The sequence below is a fragment of the Pseudomonas sp. zfem001 genome (genome assembly GCF_032621725.1).
GTDB classification, from domain to species: domain Bacteria; phylum Pseudomonadota; class Gammaproteobacteria; order Pseudomonadales; family Pseudomonadaceae; genus Aquipseudomonas; species Aquipseudomonas sediminis.
In genome coordinates this window covers 1,345,478-1,361,094 of the sequence record NZ_JAVYJI010000001.1, presented here as the reverse complement: position 1 = coordinate 1,361,094, position 15,617 = coordinate 1,345,478, and the positions used below count along the sequence as shown (strand labels likewise).

15 protein-coding genes are annotated in these 15,617 nt (G+C 64.1%); 9 read left to right on the top strand and 6 right to left on the bottom strand.

All coding sequences use genetic code 11. The features are described from left to right. Positions 1–3: 3 nt before the first annotated feature. The 5 genes from RTH74_RS06375 to RTH74_RS06355 all read left to right on the top strand — a co-directional run bounded on the left by RTH74_RS06375 (position 4) and on the right by RTH74_RS06355 (position 3,812). Positions 4–330, top strand: coding sequence for an MliC family protein (locus RTH74_RS06375; protein WP_316914125.1), 327 nt, complete (start codon positions 4–6; stop codon positions 328–330). A 123-nt stretch (positions 331–453) separates the two neighbouring features. Continuing rightward, positions 454–1,518 (top strand): class II fructose-bisphosphate aldolase, encoded by a 1,065-nt coding sequence (fba, locus tag RTH74_RS06370; protein WP_037003821.1) that lies wholly within the window; start codon positions 454–456, stop codon positions 1,516–1,518. Positions 1,519–1,687: 169 nt separating this feature from the next. Then, a complete protein-coding gene (locus RTH74_RS06365; protein WP_316914124.1) occupies positions 1,688–2,164 on the top strand; it encodes a hypothetical protein in 477 nt (158 codons plus the stop codon). A gap of 13 nt (positions 2,165–2,177) precedes the next feature. Further along, positions 2,178–3,278 carry a PQQ-dependent sugar dehydrogenase gene (locus RTH74_RS06360; protein ID WP_316914123.1) on the top strand — a complete coding sequence of 367 codons (1,101 nt, stop codon included), beginning with the start codon at positions 2,178–2,180 and terminating at the stop codon, positions 3,276–3,278. 39 nt (positions 3,279–3,317) lie between these two features. After that, positions 3,318–3,812: a YgjP-like metallopeptidase domain-containing protein gene (locus RTH74_RS06355; protein WP_179546271.1), complete on the top strand. Its 495-nt coding sequence runs from the start codon at positions 3,318–3,320 to the stop codon at positions 3,810–3,812. 96 nt (positions 3,813–3,908) lie between these two features. Here the strand turns inward: RTH74_RS06355 and RTH74_RS06350 are convergent, their stop codons facing one another. The 4 genes from RTH74_RS06350 to yccS all read right to left on the bottom strand — a co-directional run bounded on the left by RTH74_RS06350 (position 3,909) and on the right by yccS (position 8,912). After that, on the bottom strand, positions 3,909–4,142 hold the full coding sequence (locus tag RTH74_RS06350; protein ID WP_099522861.1) for a DUF2789 domain-containing protein: 234 nt from the start codon (positions 4,140–4,142) through the stop codon (positions 3,909–3,911). A gap of 206 nt (positions 4,143–4,348) precedes the next feature. Then, positions 4,349–4,831, bottom strand: coding sequence for a transcription elongation factor GreAB (locus tag RTH74_RS06345; protein WP_316914122.1), 483 nt, complete (start codon positions 4,829–4,831; stop codon positions 4,349–4,351). A 46-nt stretch (positions 4,832–4,877) separates the two neighbouring features. Further along, positions 4,878–6,683, bottom strand: coding sequence for a diguanylate cyclase (locus RTH74_RS06340; RefSeq protein ID WP_316914121.1), 1,806 nt, complete (start codon positions 6,681–6,683; stop codon positions 4,878–4,880). A 57-nt stretch (positions 6,684–6,740) separates the two neighbouring features. Beyond that, a complete protein-coding gene (gene yccS, locus RTH74_RS06335; protein WP_316914120.1) occupies positions 6,741–8,912 on the bottom strand; it encodes a YccS family putative transporter in 2,172 nt (723 codons plus the stop codon). A gap of 174 nt (positions 8,913–9,086) precedes the next feature. On the opposite strand from yccS, the gene RTH74_RS06330 reads away from it, so the two are divergent. The 4 genes from RTH74_RS06330 to ald all read left to right on the top strand — a co-directional run bounded on the left by RTH74_RS06330 (position 9,087) and on the right by ald (position 12,284). After that, positions 9,087–9,626, top strand: a complete 540-nt coding sequence (locus RTH74_RS06330; RefSeq protein ID WP_316914119.1) for a TetR/AcrR family transcriptional regulator — start codon at positions 9,087–9,089, stop codon at positions 9,624–9,626. A gap of 62 nt (positions 9,627–9,688) precedes the next feature. Next, positions 9,689–10,390 carry a glutathione S-transferase family protein gene (locus RTH74_RS06325; RefSeq protein ID WP_316914118.1) on the top strand — a complete coding sequence of 234 codons (702 nt, stop codon included), beginning with the start codon at positions 9,689–9,691 and terminating at the stop codon, positions 10,388–10,390. Then, the gene (locus RTH74_RS06320) at positions 10,387–11,070 is read left to right on the top strand and encodes a glutathione S-transferase N-terminal domain-containing protein (protein ID WP_316914117.1); all 684 of its coding nucleotides are present in this window, start codon (positions 10,387–10,389) and stop codon (positions 11,068–11,070) included. Before RTH74_RS06325 ends, RTH74_RS06320 begins: the two co-directional genes overlap by 4 nt. A gap of 92 nt (positions 11,071–11,162) precedes the next feature. Then, on the top strand, positions 11,163–12,284 hold the full coding sequence (gene ald / locus RTH74_RS06315) for an alanine dehydrogenase (protein ID WP_316914116.1): 1,122 nt from the start codon (positions 11,163–11,165) through the stop codon (positions 12,282–12,284). Between the two features lie 39 nt (positions 12,285–12,323). Here the strand turns inward: ald and RTH74_RS06310 are convergent, their stop codons facing one another. Both RTH74_RS06310 and RTH74_RS06305 read right to left on the bottom strand, forming a co-directional pair. Beyond that, entirely contained in the window at positions 12,324–14,135 is a 1,812-nt protein-coding gene (locus tag RTH74_RS06310) for an SLC13 family permease (protein WP_316914115.1), read from the bottom strand. Positions 14,136–14,244: 109 nt separating this feature from the next. Next, entirely contained in the window at positions 14,245–15,429 is a 1,185-nt protein-coding gene (locus tag RTH74_RS06305; RefSeq protein ID WP_099522852.1) for an NAD(P)/FAD-dependent oxidoreductase, read from the bottom strand. Positions 15,430–15,617: the final 188 nt, after the last annotated feature.

Here is a 15,617-nt window from a genome sequence, read left to right as displayed (position 1 = left end):
ACAATGATCGGTATCAGACTCGCGGGGCTCGCTGTCACCGCCCTGCTGCTTGCGGCCTGCAGCAGCCAGCCGGAGGTGCCGGATCAGTGGAATCGCTGGGTGTGCGACAGCCAGACCGAAGTGCTGTGGCGCTTCGCCAATGGCAGCGTCGACCAGGTGGATGTACGCCTGGGCGGTGATGACATCGTCTACCGTCTGACCCAGGAGTCGGCAGCATCCGGCGCGCTGTACAGCGACGGACGCCTGTCCTTCCATACCAAGGGTGAGGAAGGCCTGGTCTACTGGACCGCGACCGATGACCTGATCGGCCGCGGCTGCAAGGCTCCGTAGCACCTTCGGCGCTGCCGAAACGAGCCGCGGGCACAGGCTCCGACTCGACGAAACTTGAACAACGCCTGCCCCTGCGGCAGGCTTGCACGATTAACGACCTCCAAACCGGGAGACAGAAACACCATGGCACTTATCAGCATGCGCCAGATGCTCGACCACGCCGCCGAATTCGGCTACGGCGTGCCGGCCTTCAACGTCAACAACCTCGAGCAGATGCGCGCCATCATGGAAGCCGCCGACAAGACCGATTCGCCGGTCATCGTCCAGGCCTCCGCTGGTGCCCGCAAGTACGCTGGTGCGCCGTTCCTGCGCCACTTGATCCTGGCTGCCATCGAAGAATTCCCGCATATCCCGGTGTGCATGCACCAAGATCACGGCACCAGCCCTGACGTGTGCCAGCGCTCCATCCAACTGGGTTTCTCCTCGGTGATGATGGACGGCTCGCTGAAAGAAGACGGCAAGACCCCGGCCGACTACGACTACAACGTCGCCGTCACCCGGCAGACTGTTGCCTTCGCTCACGCCTGTGGCGTGTCCGTGGAAGGCGAGCTGGGTTGCCTGGGCAGCCTGGAAACCGGCATGGCCGGTGAAGAAGACGGCGTCGGCGCCGAGGGCGTGCTGGATCACAGCCAACTGCTGACCGACCCGGAAGAAGCCGCTGCCTTCGTCAAGGCCACTCAGGTCGATGCCCTGGCCATCGCCATCGGCACCAGCCACGGCGCCTACAAGTTCACCAAGCCGCCAACCGGCGACGTGCTCTCCATCGAGCGCATCAAGGAAATCCACAAGCGCATCCCCAACACCCACCTGGTGATGCACGGTTCCTCCTCCGTTCCGCAGGAATGGCTGAAGGTGATCAACGAATTCGGCGGCGACATCAAGGAAACCTACGGTGTGCCGGTCGAGGAAATCGTCGAAGGCATCAAGCACGGCGTGCGCAAGGTCAACATCGACACCGACCTGCGTCTGGCCTCCACCGGTGCCATCCGCCGCATGATGGCCGAGCACCCGAGCGAGTTCGACCCGCGCAAGTTCTTCGCCAAGACCATCGTCGCCATGCGTGACATCTGCATCGCCCGCTACGAAGCTTTCGGCACCGCCGGCAATGCCTCCAAGATCAAGCCGATCTCCCTGGAAGGCATGTACCAGCGCTACGCCAAGGGTGAGCTGAACGCCAAGGTCAACTGAGCCTGGTGAGTGACCCGGAGCCCCGCCTTGTGCGGGGCTTCTGCTTTTTATAGGCGGGGTACGGCGTGAGCAACGCGGTGAGAGGTAAAACCCTGTAAAACACCCGAAGCATGACGGCAGGCGTGGTACGCCATAATTCGTGGACTGTCGTTCCGGGAAACTGCCACCCATGTCCAGCAAGCCACGCCTGTTGCTCGCTTTCCTCCTCGCCGTGTTGCTGGCCTCGCTGCTCGCCTCGATCTTTCAGACCCAGACCAACCTCGCTGCCTTGCAGGCGCTCGGCGTGCCGATGCCGCTGGATGTGCGCGTTGGCACCACCTGCCTCGATCTGCTCGGCTTCGCCCCGACCTTCGCCATGCTCGCTGCCCTGGGCTTTCTCGTTGCCCTGCCGCTAGCGGCCTGGATGGTCCGGCGCCTGCCGGCGCTGCGCTGGCTGATCTTCGTGCTGGCCGGTGCGGCGGCGATCTGGACTGCACTGGCACTGGCCAACGCGCTGGCGCCGATGCCGACGCTGATCGCCGCCGACCGCAGCCCGTTTGGCACGCTCGGGCTGATGGCCTGCGGCAGCGTCGGTGCGCTGCTGTTCGGCCTGCTCGGCCGGCGGGTGCGCTACCGCGCGCAACCGACTTCTTCCGATTCTCTGTGACAAGGCGTTGCCCATGTTGAGAAGCACCCGTGCGCTGATGCTCTGCGCCCTGTTCGTCAGTACGCCGCTGCTGGCCCTGGATTACCGCATCGAAACCTTCAGCGAAGGGCTGGAGAGCCCATGGTCAATAGCCTTCCTGCCGGACGGGCGCCTGCTGGTTACCGAGCGTGTTGGGCGCCTGCGTATCATCGAAGCCGATGGCAGTATCGACCCGGAGCCGGTGGCGGGCCTGCCTGAGGTCTTCATCGCTGCCCAGGCCGGGCTGATGGAAGTGGCGCTGGACCCGGACTATAGCGATAACCGCTGGCTGTACCTGACCTATGCGCACGGCTCGCAAGAGGCGAACAACACGCGTCTGGCGCGTGCCCGCCTGGTGGATGACGAACTGCACGACTTCGAGGTGTTGTTCACTGCCCAGCCGCTCAAGGCCGGCGCCGCGCATTACGGTGGGCGCATCGCCTTTCTCGCCGACAAGACCCTGGTGCTGACCCTGGGCGACGGTTTCGATTGGCGTGAAGAGGCGCAGAACCCGGCCAACCACCTGGGCAAGATCGTGCGCCTGAACCGAGACGGCAGCGTACCGCAGGACAACCCGCTGATCGGCCAGGAAGGTGCCGCGCCGGAGATCTACAGCCTCGGTCATCGCAATGTGCAGGGCATCTTCTTCGATGCCGAACACAATCGCCTGTACAGCCACGAGCACGGCCCGCGCGGGGGAGACGAGCTCAATCTGATCGAGGCCGGCAACAACTATGGCTGGCCGCTGGCGACCTTCGGTATCGACTACACCGGTGCGCGCATCAGCCCCTACACCGAGCTGCCGGGGCTGACCGCGCCGCTGCTGCACTGGACGCCCTCGGTCGCGCCGTCGAGCCTGACGCTGTATCGCGGTGAGTTGTTCCCCGACTGGCAGGACGACCTGTTCGCAGCCACCCTGGCCGAGAGCAGCGTACGGCGCATCCGTGTGCGTGACGGCATGCTGGCCGGTGAGGAAATCCTCTTCGAAGAGCTGGGCGAGCGGATTCGCGATGTACGCAGCGGGCCGGATGGCGCGCTCTACCTGCTCACCGATAACCCGCAGGGGCGCTTGCTGCGTGTGGTGCCCAGCGAGTAATGCGGCATCCGTTACACTGACGGTCCAGATGAACGCGGGATCGTATCGTTGAAGTATCTACAGGGTTATCCGGTCGCCTTGCAGCAGCAGGTCCGTCAGCTGATCGCCGATGATCGGTTGGGCGACTACCTGGCGCAGCGCTATCCGGGGCGGCATGAAGTGCAGAGCGACAAGGCGCTGTACGGCTACGTCATGGCGCTCAAGCAGGAGCACCTGAAGAACGCGCCGGCCATCGACAAGGTGCTCTACGACAATCGGCTCGACCTCACGCATCGCGCCCTGGGTCTGCACACGGCGGTCTCGCGTGTGCAGGGCGGCAAGCTCAAGGCGAAAAAGGAAATTCGCGTTGCCTCGCTGTTTCGCGATGCGGCGCCGGCCTTTCTGCAGATGATCGTGGTGCACGAGTTGGCGCACCTGAAAGAGAGCGATCACAACAAGGCGTTCTACAAGCTGTGCGACCACATGCTGCCGGGCTATGCGCAGATCGAGTTCGACCTGCGCATGTTCCTGACCTGGCGTGAGATGAGTTCGTAGGGTGCGCCGCGCGCACCGATGCCTCGGCGATAGGGAAAAACGGTGCGCACGGCGCACCCTACGCGTCCGACCCGCTATTTGATGCCAGGCGCGGTATCAGCCGTGCAGGCGCACGTTGAGCTGATCGACCACTGGCGCCCAGTCGGCGTCTTCGAGAATTTCTTCGCGCAGCAGCGCGGCCTGCGCTGGCGTCCAGAACGGGGCATCGGACAACTTACATGCGTCCGGCAGTGGCGAATGGGTGCTGATGAAGGCGTTGATACTGGCGGCATCGTCGGGCAGGCCAAGTTGCTTGAACAGGGCTGGCAGGCTGTGGATGGGCTTTTCCATGATGGGCTCTCCAAACGTGAGGTTCATCGTTAATTACCCCACCCATGCGCAGATAGTTCCGCTCAATGGCACCTCTAAAAACTACCTGCGTTGCCATCGCGGCGTTAAAAACAGGCTCAGAATGCTCATTTACAACACGTAAACTGCGCTTCTTTGCCTGTTTTTGCCTTGCGCTGACTGCCTCGCCTACGGTTTTAGAGGCGCCCTCAATCGACCGCCAATACCTCGAAGGCCTGCAGCCGCTGGCCCATCGGCAGGGTAATTTCGTCGCCGGGGTGCTTGCCGAGTAGCAGGCGTCCCAGCGGTGCAGCATTGCTCAGTACCTGGATATTCTGCCCGGCATGCTGCAGCTTCATGCTGGCACCTTGCGGACCGAGAAACAGCCACTGCTCATGACCGTCTTCGCTGGCCAGCAGAATTAGCGCGCCCAGTTCGATACCTTGCACCTCGTCGAACGGCCGCGGGCGCAACTGGCGCCAGGTGATCAGGGTCTGGCGCAGTTCTTCGACGCGGCGCGCCTGACCGCTGGCCAGGTAGGCCGCTTCCAGGCCCAGGGTGTCGTACTTGTTCTCGGCGACGTTCTCTTCGTGGGTGGCCGCTTCGTGGGCGCTGAGAGCGGCGAGGCTGGCCTGTTCGAGATCGGCCTGCAGGTGGGCGAGTACGTCTTGCAGCAGCTGATTCTTGTCCATGGCGGGCTATCGGATTTGGGGTGATGAGAGGGGCAGCGGCCCCTCTTCAAAGCTCTTGAGTGGCCAGCTGTACGCGGTTGCGACCTTCGGCCTTGGCCCGGTACATCGCAGCATCAGCCAGGCGAATCAGCAGAGTGGCATCGTCGGCGCCGTGGCTCAGGGCGATACCGATGCTGGCGCCGACGCGTACGGCACGATCTTCCAGGTACATCGGCGTGTCCAGGCCTTCCAGCAGGCGTTTGGCCAGGTCCTGCGCATCCTCGGCCGATTGCACGTTCTCGCAGATCACCACGAATTCGTCACCGCCCAGACGCGCTGGCAGGTCGGCATCGCGGATGTACTGGCGCAAGCGACCGGCTATTTCGGCCAGTACCTGGTCGCCAAAGCCATGGCCGTGTTGGTCGTTGATTGGTTTGAAACCGTCGAGGTCGATCAACATCACCGCGAGCAATTCATTGCGTCGCAGGCTGCGCGCCAGTGCTTGCTCCAGATGCTGCTGCAGGGCGGTGCGGTTGGCCAGGCCCGTCAGCGGGTCCTGCAGGGCCAGCTCACTGAGGCGTTGGTTGGCCTGCTCCAGCGCCATGGTGCGTTCGGTGACGCGTTTGGCGAGGATCTGTTCGTTGAGTTGCAGCGCGGCCTCGCGCTGGCGTTTGAGTTCGTTGAAACGGGCTGCCAGGGCGAAGGACAGCAGGATCATCTCCAGCCCCGAGCCAATCTGCATGGCGTACAGGGTCAGGAAGTTCGACGGAATCAGGGCGAAGTTGCGCAGTGCCAGTAGCACTGCGCCGGTCAGCAACATCAGCCAGGCCAGGGCGAACAGGCGAGCGCCGGGTACGCGGTAGCCGACGCAGACGAAACTGGTGAGCAGCAGCGTCAGGGTGGCGATCAGGCCGGTCAGCGACATCAGCTGCAGCGCGCGCTGCAGTGGTAGCAGCATACTGGCCAATACGGCCCCACCGATGGCGATGGACAGTATCAGCAGGCCCTTGTCCCAGCGCGGCAGCCACTGGCGGGTATCGAGAAAGCTGCGTGCAAAAACCACCGACAGCAGCGCCGCCGTCGTCAGGCTTACCGGCAGCATGCGGTTGCTCCAGGGCGCAGCTTCAGACCACAGATACTGCGCGCCAAGGCCATTGAGCGACAGCACGCTGAGGGCGAAGGCGCACATGAACAGCACGTAATTGAGGAAAGGCCGCTCGCGCAGGGCGAGAAACAGCAGCAGGTTGTATAGGCCCAGTGCGATCAGTACGCCGAAGTAGATGGCGTGCACTAGATAGCCGTTCTGGCTGTGTTGCTCGAAATCGCGGGCAGACATCAGCGCGCCGCTGAGGGTCATGCTGCCACGCGAGTCGACGCGCAGGTACAGCGTGCGTTGTTCGCCGGGCTGCAGAACGATCTCGAATACCGGGTTGCGATGGCCGACGCTGCGCTGCATGTAGGGTACGGTGTCGCCGCTGTGCGACTCGCGCACGCCATCGGTGCCGATGTCGTACAGACGCACCTCGTCCAGCGAGGCGTAGTTCAGCTCCAGGCGCCAGACGCTTGTTTGCTGGGCATCCGATTGCAGCGCCAGGCGCAGCCAGATCCCCCCCGGCACGTAGCCGAAGCTGAGGTCACGGCGGTTCAACGAGGGTTGGAAAGGGGCATCGACAGCGCGAACGTCGTTCAGGCTCAGGGTGCTTTCAGGATCGGCGAGAAAGTCGACCAGGCCGTAGAGATCCTGTGCTGCGCTGCTATCGCCCAGGCGCGTACTGGCGAGGGTGGCCTGACTGGCAAAAAGCAGGCTGCACACCAACAGCAGACCCGGCAGCGAGACCAGGTAGGCGAGGGCGGTGTGTCGATTGGCTGGCATGGGCAAGGTCTGGGAGCTCGGCGTCGTCAGATAGTGGCAGAAAGCCCCATGAGCCTGCTAGTGGCGATCCTTCTGCAGATGCACGGCCAAGGTACGCAGCGGCGCGAGCTGGCGGCAGATCAGCGCCAGTTGCGTCTGCACCAGGCGCTGGCGTTCGTCGACGTCATCGGCAATCTGCTCCAGGCTCTGTGCCAGCGCTTGCTCCTCGTCGCTGTGGATGGCCAGCGGCTGCTCGCCGCGCAGGCCGGTAGCGATCGCATCGAGGCTGACCGCCAGCGCTTCGGCCTGCTCCAGCAACTGTGCCTGGGCCGCCTGTGGCAACTGCTCGCCACGATGGGCACCGAGCCCGGACAGATAGCTGAGCAGGGTGTGCGATAGCACCAGAAAGCGAAAGCCGAGGTCGGCGTCCTTACGGAAGTGGCCGGGCTCCATCAGCATGTTGCCGAGGGTGGTGGATAGCGCCGCGTCGGCGTTATGCGCGTTGCGTCGGGCCAGGCGGTAGCCTAGGTCGTCACGCTTGCCGCGCGCGTATTGGGCGATGATCTGCCGCAGGTAGGCGCTGTTGCAGCTCAGTGTACTCGCCAACATGCGCCCCAGGCGTCGACCCTGCCAGTCCGGCAGGATCAGGAATACCGCCAGCCCGGCCAGCATACCGCCGAGCAGGGTGTCGACCAGGCGCGGCAGGAACAGGCCGTAGCCATTGCCGATCTGGTTGAAGCAGAACAGCACCAGCAGGGTGATCGCCGCTGTGGCCAGGGTGTAGCGGGTGCTGCGTGTGGCGAAGAAGGCGACCCCGGCGATCACGGCGAACAGTGCCTGGATGCGTGGGTCGGGGAACAGATCGAACAATGCCCAGCCGAGGCCCAAGCCGATCAGGGTGCCGACGATACGCTGCACCAGCTTCAGGCGCGTGGCGCCGTAGTTCGGCTGGCAGACGAACAGAGTGGTCAGCAGAATCCAGTAACCCTGAGTCGGGTGGATCAAATGCAGCAGGCCGTAACCGGCCGCCAGGGCAATGGACAGGCGCAGCGCGTGGCGGAACAGCAGCGAAGTGGGCGTCAGTTGCTGGCCGATCCGCTCGATGACCTCGCGCAACGAATGCGGTTCGCGGTCCAGCAGGCTGCTGTCTTGCTCATCGGCCAGAGCGTCGGGGTTGCTGGCGTTGCCGAGCAGCAGGTCGAGGCTGGCGAGGTTGCCGGCCAATGCACCGAGCGAGCGTAGCAGTCGGCGCCAGGCCGGGTTGCTCTGCAGGTGCAGGTGATCGAGCGAAGCATGCAGATCTTCCAGGGCCTGGCTGCATAGTTCGCGGTATTCGAAGGGCTGGCGCAACTCGATGGCGCTGCCCAGGCGCTGGCAGGCCTCGCCGTGCAGGCGCAGCAGGCGCTGGCAGCGAAACAGCACATCGCTGTGGAAAAAGGCTTCGGCCAGTTCGTTGTAGGGATAGTGCGACGAACTGGCGCGCTCGTGAATGTCCTGGGCAAGGAAGTACAGCTTCAGGTAGCGATTGACCTTCGGCGCCGGTCGACCGCCACCGACCCGGTGCAGAATGATCTCCTTGGCCGCGTTGAGTGCGGAGACCACGCGTCCATTCTGCTGAGCCAGCTCCAGGCGGCGTTGCTCCACATCCAGCTGGCGCACGGGTTCGAACAGCGCCGCTTTGAGCTTGAGATACTTGCCCAGTTCGCGAAACAACCGGGCCAGGGCGAGCTGCACCGGCTGATGAGCGAACAGCGCGTGCCAGATCACCGAAAGCAGGCCGTACCAGGCGGCGCCGGCCACCAGCAGTAGCGGCTCCAGCCACAGGCCGGCGACGCCGCCGCGCTGCTCTACGCCGATCATGCTGTACACGGCGAGGATCAACGTGCCCGAACCCAGTGTGGCGAAACGCTCGCCGAGCGCGCCGAGCATGGTCAGGCAGAAGGCGGAAAAGGCCAGGGCGATGACGAACAGCCAGGGATAGGGAAAGAGGAACTCCACCGCATAGGCTGCTGCGCTGAAGCAGGCCAGGGTGGCCAGCACCGCGCCGAGGCGGCCTTGCCAACTGTCGTCGGTCTCGGTCAGGGCGCTGGCGATGATGCCGAGAAATAGCGGGATCAACCCATGCATCCAGCCCTGCCACCAGCACAGCGAAAGGGCTCCGGCCAGGGCGATGAACACCCGCAGACTGGCGCTGAACTTGTCCAGTGCCCAGAGGCGGCGCAGTGATTGACGAAGGCGAGGGCGGGGCATACGAAGCCTGATCTGAAGCGATGCATGAAGCCTACCGGAACTCATCGGTCACTGGGTATCGGTAGCGGTACGCAGATCGTGTTGATTATTTGGACCGATTGGTTCTAAATTCGGCTTATGACGACACGTGGACGCCCCAAAAACTTCTGCCCGGACCGGGCCCTGGAAAATGCCATGCAGCTGTTCTGGCAGCGCGGTTATGAGGCCGCGTCGCTGCAGGATCTGCAGGCGGCAACCGGGCTGTCCAAGAGCAGCCTCTATCAGACCTATCCGAGCAAGCAGGCTTGGTTCGTCGCGGCCTTCAGCCTGTATGTGGCGCAGCGCCGCGCCCTGCTGCTGGAGCAACTGCAGACCAGCGCCTCGCCGCTCACCTTTATCCGCGAGCGTCTGCTCAGCGTGCTGGAGGACGACGGCACCGATGGCGTGCCGCGTGGCTGCATGCTGGTCAACGTCGCCAATGAATTTTCCTTGTCGGAGCCAGCGCTGGTGCCGGTGCTGCAACAGGCCACGGCGGGCATCTGCCAGATTTTCCAGCAGGCGCTCGAACGCGCCGTGGCCTGCGGGGAGCTGAGCAATGCCCAGGACCTTGCGGCCCGTGCCGGCTACCTGCAGTGCGTGATGAGCGGGCTGCGTACCCAGGTGAAATCCGCAGTGCCGGCGGACTCGATTCGCGCCACCGTGGCGGTGGTGATGGCCAGCCTGGATTGCGCATGAGCGGTGTTGCGCAGGTTTTTCTTCGTCCAATTCTGGACTGACTGGTTTTTAAAGGAGCTGATATGCGGGAATTGTTCGAGCTGTGCGGCGCCGATCCTGAGCTGGTGTTCTCGCCCTACTGTTGGCGCATACGTCTGGCGCTGGCGCACAAGGGCCTGGACTGGCAGAGCCGGCCGACACGTTTCACCGACAAGGAGTTGATCGCCTTTTCCGGACAGAAGCTGGTGCCGGTGCTGATCGATGACGGTGAAACCGTGCATGACAGCCTGGCCATCTTCGCCTACCTCGACCAGCGTTATCCGCAGCAGCCTCTGCTCGGTGATGCCTTGGCTGCCGAGCGCGCCCGTCTGTTCGAACGCCTGAGTTTTCACATGGTGCGCGCGCCGCTGTTGAAGATGCTGGTCCCGCGAGTCTGGCAGGTGATCGACCCCGCTGATCGTGACTATTTCCGCAGTAGCCGGGAGAAGGCGCTGGGCATGAGCCTGGAGGCGTTCGCCGATCCGCAGGGTGGTGAGCGTCTGTTCCGTGAGGGCGTGGCGCCGCTGGAAGCGTGGCTACGTGATCAGCCCTTCCTCGAAGGCCAGGCGCCCGGTGGCTGCGACTACCTGCTGGCCGGCATGCTGTTCTGGGCATGGTGCCTGGGCGCACAACCCTGGGCCGACGATTCGGCGCTGGGTGCCTGGTTCGCGCGCATCCTGCAGGCGTATGAGGCGACTCACGGCCCGGTCAAGCGGGCCGAGATCCACGTGGAGGAAAAGCAATGATCGACCTGTACTACTGGACCACACCCAACGGCCACAAGGTCAGCATCTTTCTCGAGGAGGCCGGGCTCGACTACCGCATTGTTCCGGTGCACATCGGCAAGGGCGAGCAGTTCACGCCGGCGTTTCTCAAGATCGCACCGAACAATCGCATTCCCGCCATCGTCGATAACGCGCCGGCAGATAGCGGCGAGCCCATCGCCCTGTTCGAGTCCGGGGCAATTCTCGAATACCTGGCGGACAAGAGTGGGCAGTTCCTGCCTCGCGAGACGCGGGCACGCTTCGACGTGCTGCAGTGGCTGTACTGGCAGATGGGCGGCCTCGGGCCCATGGCAGGGCAGAATCATCACTTCGTGCGCTACGCTCCGGAGCCGATCCCCTATGCCATCGACCGCTACGTGAAGGAAACCGCGCGCCTCTATGGCGTGCTCGATCGCCAACTGGCCGGGCGTGACTACGTGGCGGGGGACTACTCCATTGCCGACATGGCCATCTACCCCTGGGCCAAGCTGTGGAAGATGCAGCAGCAGAAGCTGCAGGACTTCCCCAACATGGCCGCCTGGCTAGAACGCATCGATGCACGCCCTGCGGTGCAGCGTGCCTACGCGCTGGTAGAGCAGGTGAATGCCGATCCGCAGGCATTGCTCACGGCCGAGGCGCGGCGCCTGCTGTTCGGCCAGTGACGGACGGGCGAACTTTCTCACGGATTTTCCTGTGATACGGCTCACGCTTTCCTAAACTTCAGACTGTTGGCCCGCAATGGTTGGAGATGGTGATGCGAATCGGCGTACCCAAGGAAATCAAGAACCACGAGTACCGCGTCGGTCTCACGCCGCAGTCGGTGGCCGAGCTGAGCGCGCTCGGTCATGAGGTGTGGATCGAAACCCATGCCGGTGCGGCCATCGGTTTTGCCGACGAGGACTACCTCGAAGCCGGCGCGCAGATCGCCAGGAACTCGGCCGAGGTGTTCCAGCAGGGGCAGTTGATCGTCAAGGTCAAGGAGCCGCTGGCAGTGGAGCGCGCCAGGTTGCGCGCCCATCACACGCTGTTCACCTACCTGCACCTGGCGCCGGACCGGGCGCAGACCGAAGAGCTTATGGCCGGCGGCGCCACCTGCATTGCCTATGAGACGGTGACCGATGCACAGGGGCGCCTGCCGTTGCTGGCACCGATGTCGGAAGTGGCCGGACGCATGTCCATCCAGGCCGGCGCCGGCTGCCTGGAAAAGGCCCGCGGCGGACGTGGCGTCCTGCTCGGCGGTGTGCCAGGCGTGGCGCCGGGCAAGGTGGTGATTCTCGGCGCTGGCGTGGTCGGTAGCCATGCCCTGGCCATGGCGGTTGGCCTGGGCGCCGATGTCACGGTGCTGGACAAGAGCGTCGATGCACTGCGCCGGCTCGATGCCCAGTATGGCAATCGCATCACCACGCTCTATTCCACCCGCGCGGCGGTGCGCGAGCAGGTATTGGCTGCTGATCTGGTGATTGGCGGGGTACTGATTCCCGGCGCCGCCGCGCCGAAGCTGATCACTGCGGAGATGGTCCGGCAGATGAAGGTGGGCGCAGTGCTGGTGGATGTCGCCATCGACCAGGGCGGCTGCGCCGAGACCTCGCGCGCCACCACTCATGCCGAGCCCACTTATGTGGTCGATGATGTGGTGCATTACTGCGTGGCCAACATGCCTGGCGCGGTGGCGCGCACCTCAACCCTGGCGCTCAACAACGCCACGCTGCCGTTCGTCGTGGCGCTGGCGCAAAAGGGCACACGACGAGCCTTGCAGGAGGACCCACACCTGCTCGCTGGCCTCAATGTCGCGCGTGGCATCATCACCTGCGCCAGTGTCGCCGAGGCACATGACCTGCGTTTCCAGTCGCCGGCCAGCGTGATCGAGCAGCTCTGAGGCAGGGTAGCCCCGGTGAACGGCTAGCCTGGCGGCGAGTTACAGCGGCCAGACCCAGAGCAGCAACGGGATGCTGACCAGCACCACCAGGATCTCCAGTGGCAACCCCAGGCGCCAATAGTCGCCGAAGCGAAAACCGCCAGGGCTGAGAATCAGGGTGTTGTTCTGGTGGCCGATGGGCGTGAGGAACGAGCACGAGGCGCCGATGGCCACTGCCATCAACAGCGCGTCCGGGCTGACGCCGAGTTGGCTCGCGGCGCTCAGCGCAATCGGGCACATCACCGCTGCGGTTGCCGCGTTGTTCATGAAATCCGACAGGGTCATGGTCACCACCAGCAACAGGGTCAGGGTGATGATGGCGTTGCCCTGCGCCAGATTTTCCATCAGCACTCGTGCCAGCAGATCGGCCGCGCCTGTGGTGGACATCGCCCCAGCCACCGGGATCAACGCTCCGAGCAGCACGATCACCGGCCAGTCGATGGACTCGTAGACGGCCCGCAGCGGCACCAGGCGCAGCAGCATGTAGGCCAGCACCCCGCAGGCGAATGCGATCGCCGTGGGCAGCAGACCAAAGGCCGCCGCGACGATGGCCAGGATCATGATGCCAAGGGCCAGGTTGGCCTGACGTGGATCGGGAATGTTGATGGCGCGTGCGGCCAGCGGCACACAGTCGTAGTCGTTGGCGAACTCACCGATATCCTCGGCGCTGCCCTGCATCAGCAGTACGTCACCACCCTGGATCAGGGTCGAGCGCAGGCGTTTGATCGAGCGATGGCTCTGCCGTGAGATGGCCAGCAGGTTGATGGAGTAGCGGCTGCGCAAGCGCGTGCTGCTGGCGGAGCGACCGATCAGCGAGGAGTCAGGTTTGACCAGCAGTTCCTGCATTGCACGGTCTTCGTCGTTGCTGACTTTCTTCTCGGTGTCACCGTTCTTGTCGTTCTGTTGCTCGGCCTCCCTGGCTTCGCGCTCGGCTTCCAGCAGCAGGTCCAGCTTGCCGAGCACTTCGCCCAGCTCTGCCGGATCGGCCTCGATCACCAGCACGTCGTCAGCCTGCAGCACACGCCGCGGGTTGGGGGCAGTCAGGCGCAGCTTGTTGCGCACCATGGCCACCACCTGGGCATCGGCTTCATCGAGCAGCTGTTCGATCTCGCGCAGAGTCTTGCCCTCGGCGCTACCGCCTGCCTTGACCCGCGCCTCGGTCAGGTAATGGCCAGTGTCGAAGCTGGCGGCGTTGCCCACTTCGCGCTTGGGTACCAGGCGCCAACCGAGCAGGCTGATGAACAGTACGCCGGCCAGCGCCACGGCCACGCCGACCGGGCTGAAGTCGAACATTTCGAAGGGGCCACCGCCATGCTGGGCGCGGAAGCTGGAGACGATCAGGTTTGGCGGTGTGCCGATCAGTGTGGTCATGCCGCCGAGGATGGTGCCGAAGGCCAGCGGCATCAGCACGCGCCCTGGCGGCAGCTCCAGGCGCGCGGAAATCTGCAGGGCGATGGGCATCAGTAGGGCGAGGGCGCCGACGTTGTTCATGAACGCCGAGAGCAGCGCCCCCAGGCTGGTCAACGCGGCGATGGACACTAGAGCACCCGCGCCGCTGGGCAGCAGGCGTTGCGCCAGGCGGTTGACCGCGCCAGTGCGCTGCAGGCCATGGCTGAGCACCAGCACGCAGGCAACGGTGATCACCGCCGGGTGACCGAAACCAGCGAAGGCGTCGCGGTCTGGCACGATGCCGACGATCACGCAGGCCAGCAGCGCCCCCAGTGCGACCACATCGTGGCGCCAGCGGCCCCAGATGAACAAGCCCATGCTGGCGATTAGAATGGCGAAGATCAGGCCTTGTTCGAACGTCATGATGCGGCGTCATCCCTGTGATTGCAGCGTTGCATAGGCTGTTCACAGCAGAGTCTGCGCCGCGCCGGCAGTTCCCGGCGCGCCTTCAAATGGTGCGCAAAATTTTGTCTCAGACGTATTGCGCGGCGGCGTAGCCCGAAGCCCAGGCCCACTGGAAGTTGAAGCCGCCGAGGTGACCGGTGACGTCCAGCACTTCGCCGATGAAATAAAGCCCCGGCACCTTGAGCGATTCCAGCGTCTTCGACGACACCTCGTCGGTGTTCACCCCGCCCAGGGTTACCTCGGCGGTACGGTAGCCCTCGGTACCGGCCGGCACCAGTTGCCAGTCGGCCAGGTGCTCGGCGATCGCCTTGAGCTCGCCAGGCGTGTACTGCTTGAGGGGTTTGTTGCTGAACCAGGCGTCGACCAGCAGGGTCGCCATCTTCTTGGTGAACAGCTCGGCCAGCAGGGTTTTCAGCTCGCTGTTGCCGCGCTCGCGCTGTTGCGTCGCCAGCCATTCAGGCAGGTCGATGTGCGGCAGCAGGTCGATGTGCACGGTATCGCCCGGCTGCCAGTAGGACGAAATCTGCAGGATCGCCGGCCCGGACAGGCCGCGGTGGGTGAAGAGGATGTTCTCGACGAAGCTCTGGCCATTGCAGCTTACCCGGCAATCCTCCACCGAAGTGCCGGACAGCTCGGTGCACAGCGCCTTGAGTTGTGGATCGGTGAGGGTGAACGGCACCAGCCCGGCGCGGGTTGGTAGCAGTTCGTGGCCGAATTGTCTGGCCACCTGATAGCCGAAGCCGGTGGCGCCCAGGGTCGGAATCGACAGCCCGCCGGTGGCGATCACCAGCGACTGGCAGGCCACGGCGCCGAGATCGGTTTGCAGGCAGAAGCCGGCGTCGGTTTTCTCGATGCCTTGCACGGCGGTGTCGAGGCGGATCTCTGCGCCTGCTTCTGCGCACTCGGCCAGCAGCAGTTCGAGGATGTCGCTGGACTTGTTATCGCAGAACAGCTGGCCGAGTTTCTTCTCGTGATACGGCACGCCATGCTTGGCCACCAGGCCGATGAAGTCCCATTGGGTGAAGCGCGCCAGGGCGGATTTGCAGAAGTGCGGGTTGCCGGAGAGGAAGTTGCTCGGCTCGCAATACATGTTGGTGAAGTTGCAGCGCCCGCCGCCGGACATGAGGATCTTCTTGCCGGCCTTGTTGGCGTGGTCGAGCACCAGCACGCGGCGACCACGGGCAGCTGCACTGGCTGCGCACATCAGGCCGGCGGCCCCTGCGCCGATGATCAATACGTCGGTTTGCAACACGGGATGTCCTCAGGTGAATCTGCTGACGCAGCCATCGCCGCGCGAAAACCGCTGAAGTTTACCCGAACCGCTCTGTGCCGACGCTTCTGTCAGCGCGCTACTGGCAAGAAGGGCACACTGCGAATGACTGTCTCAGATATGAGACAGTGACGAGTGGCGTTGTGCCTGCTATGACTAGAACTGATCAT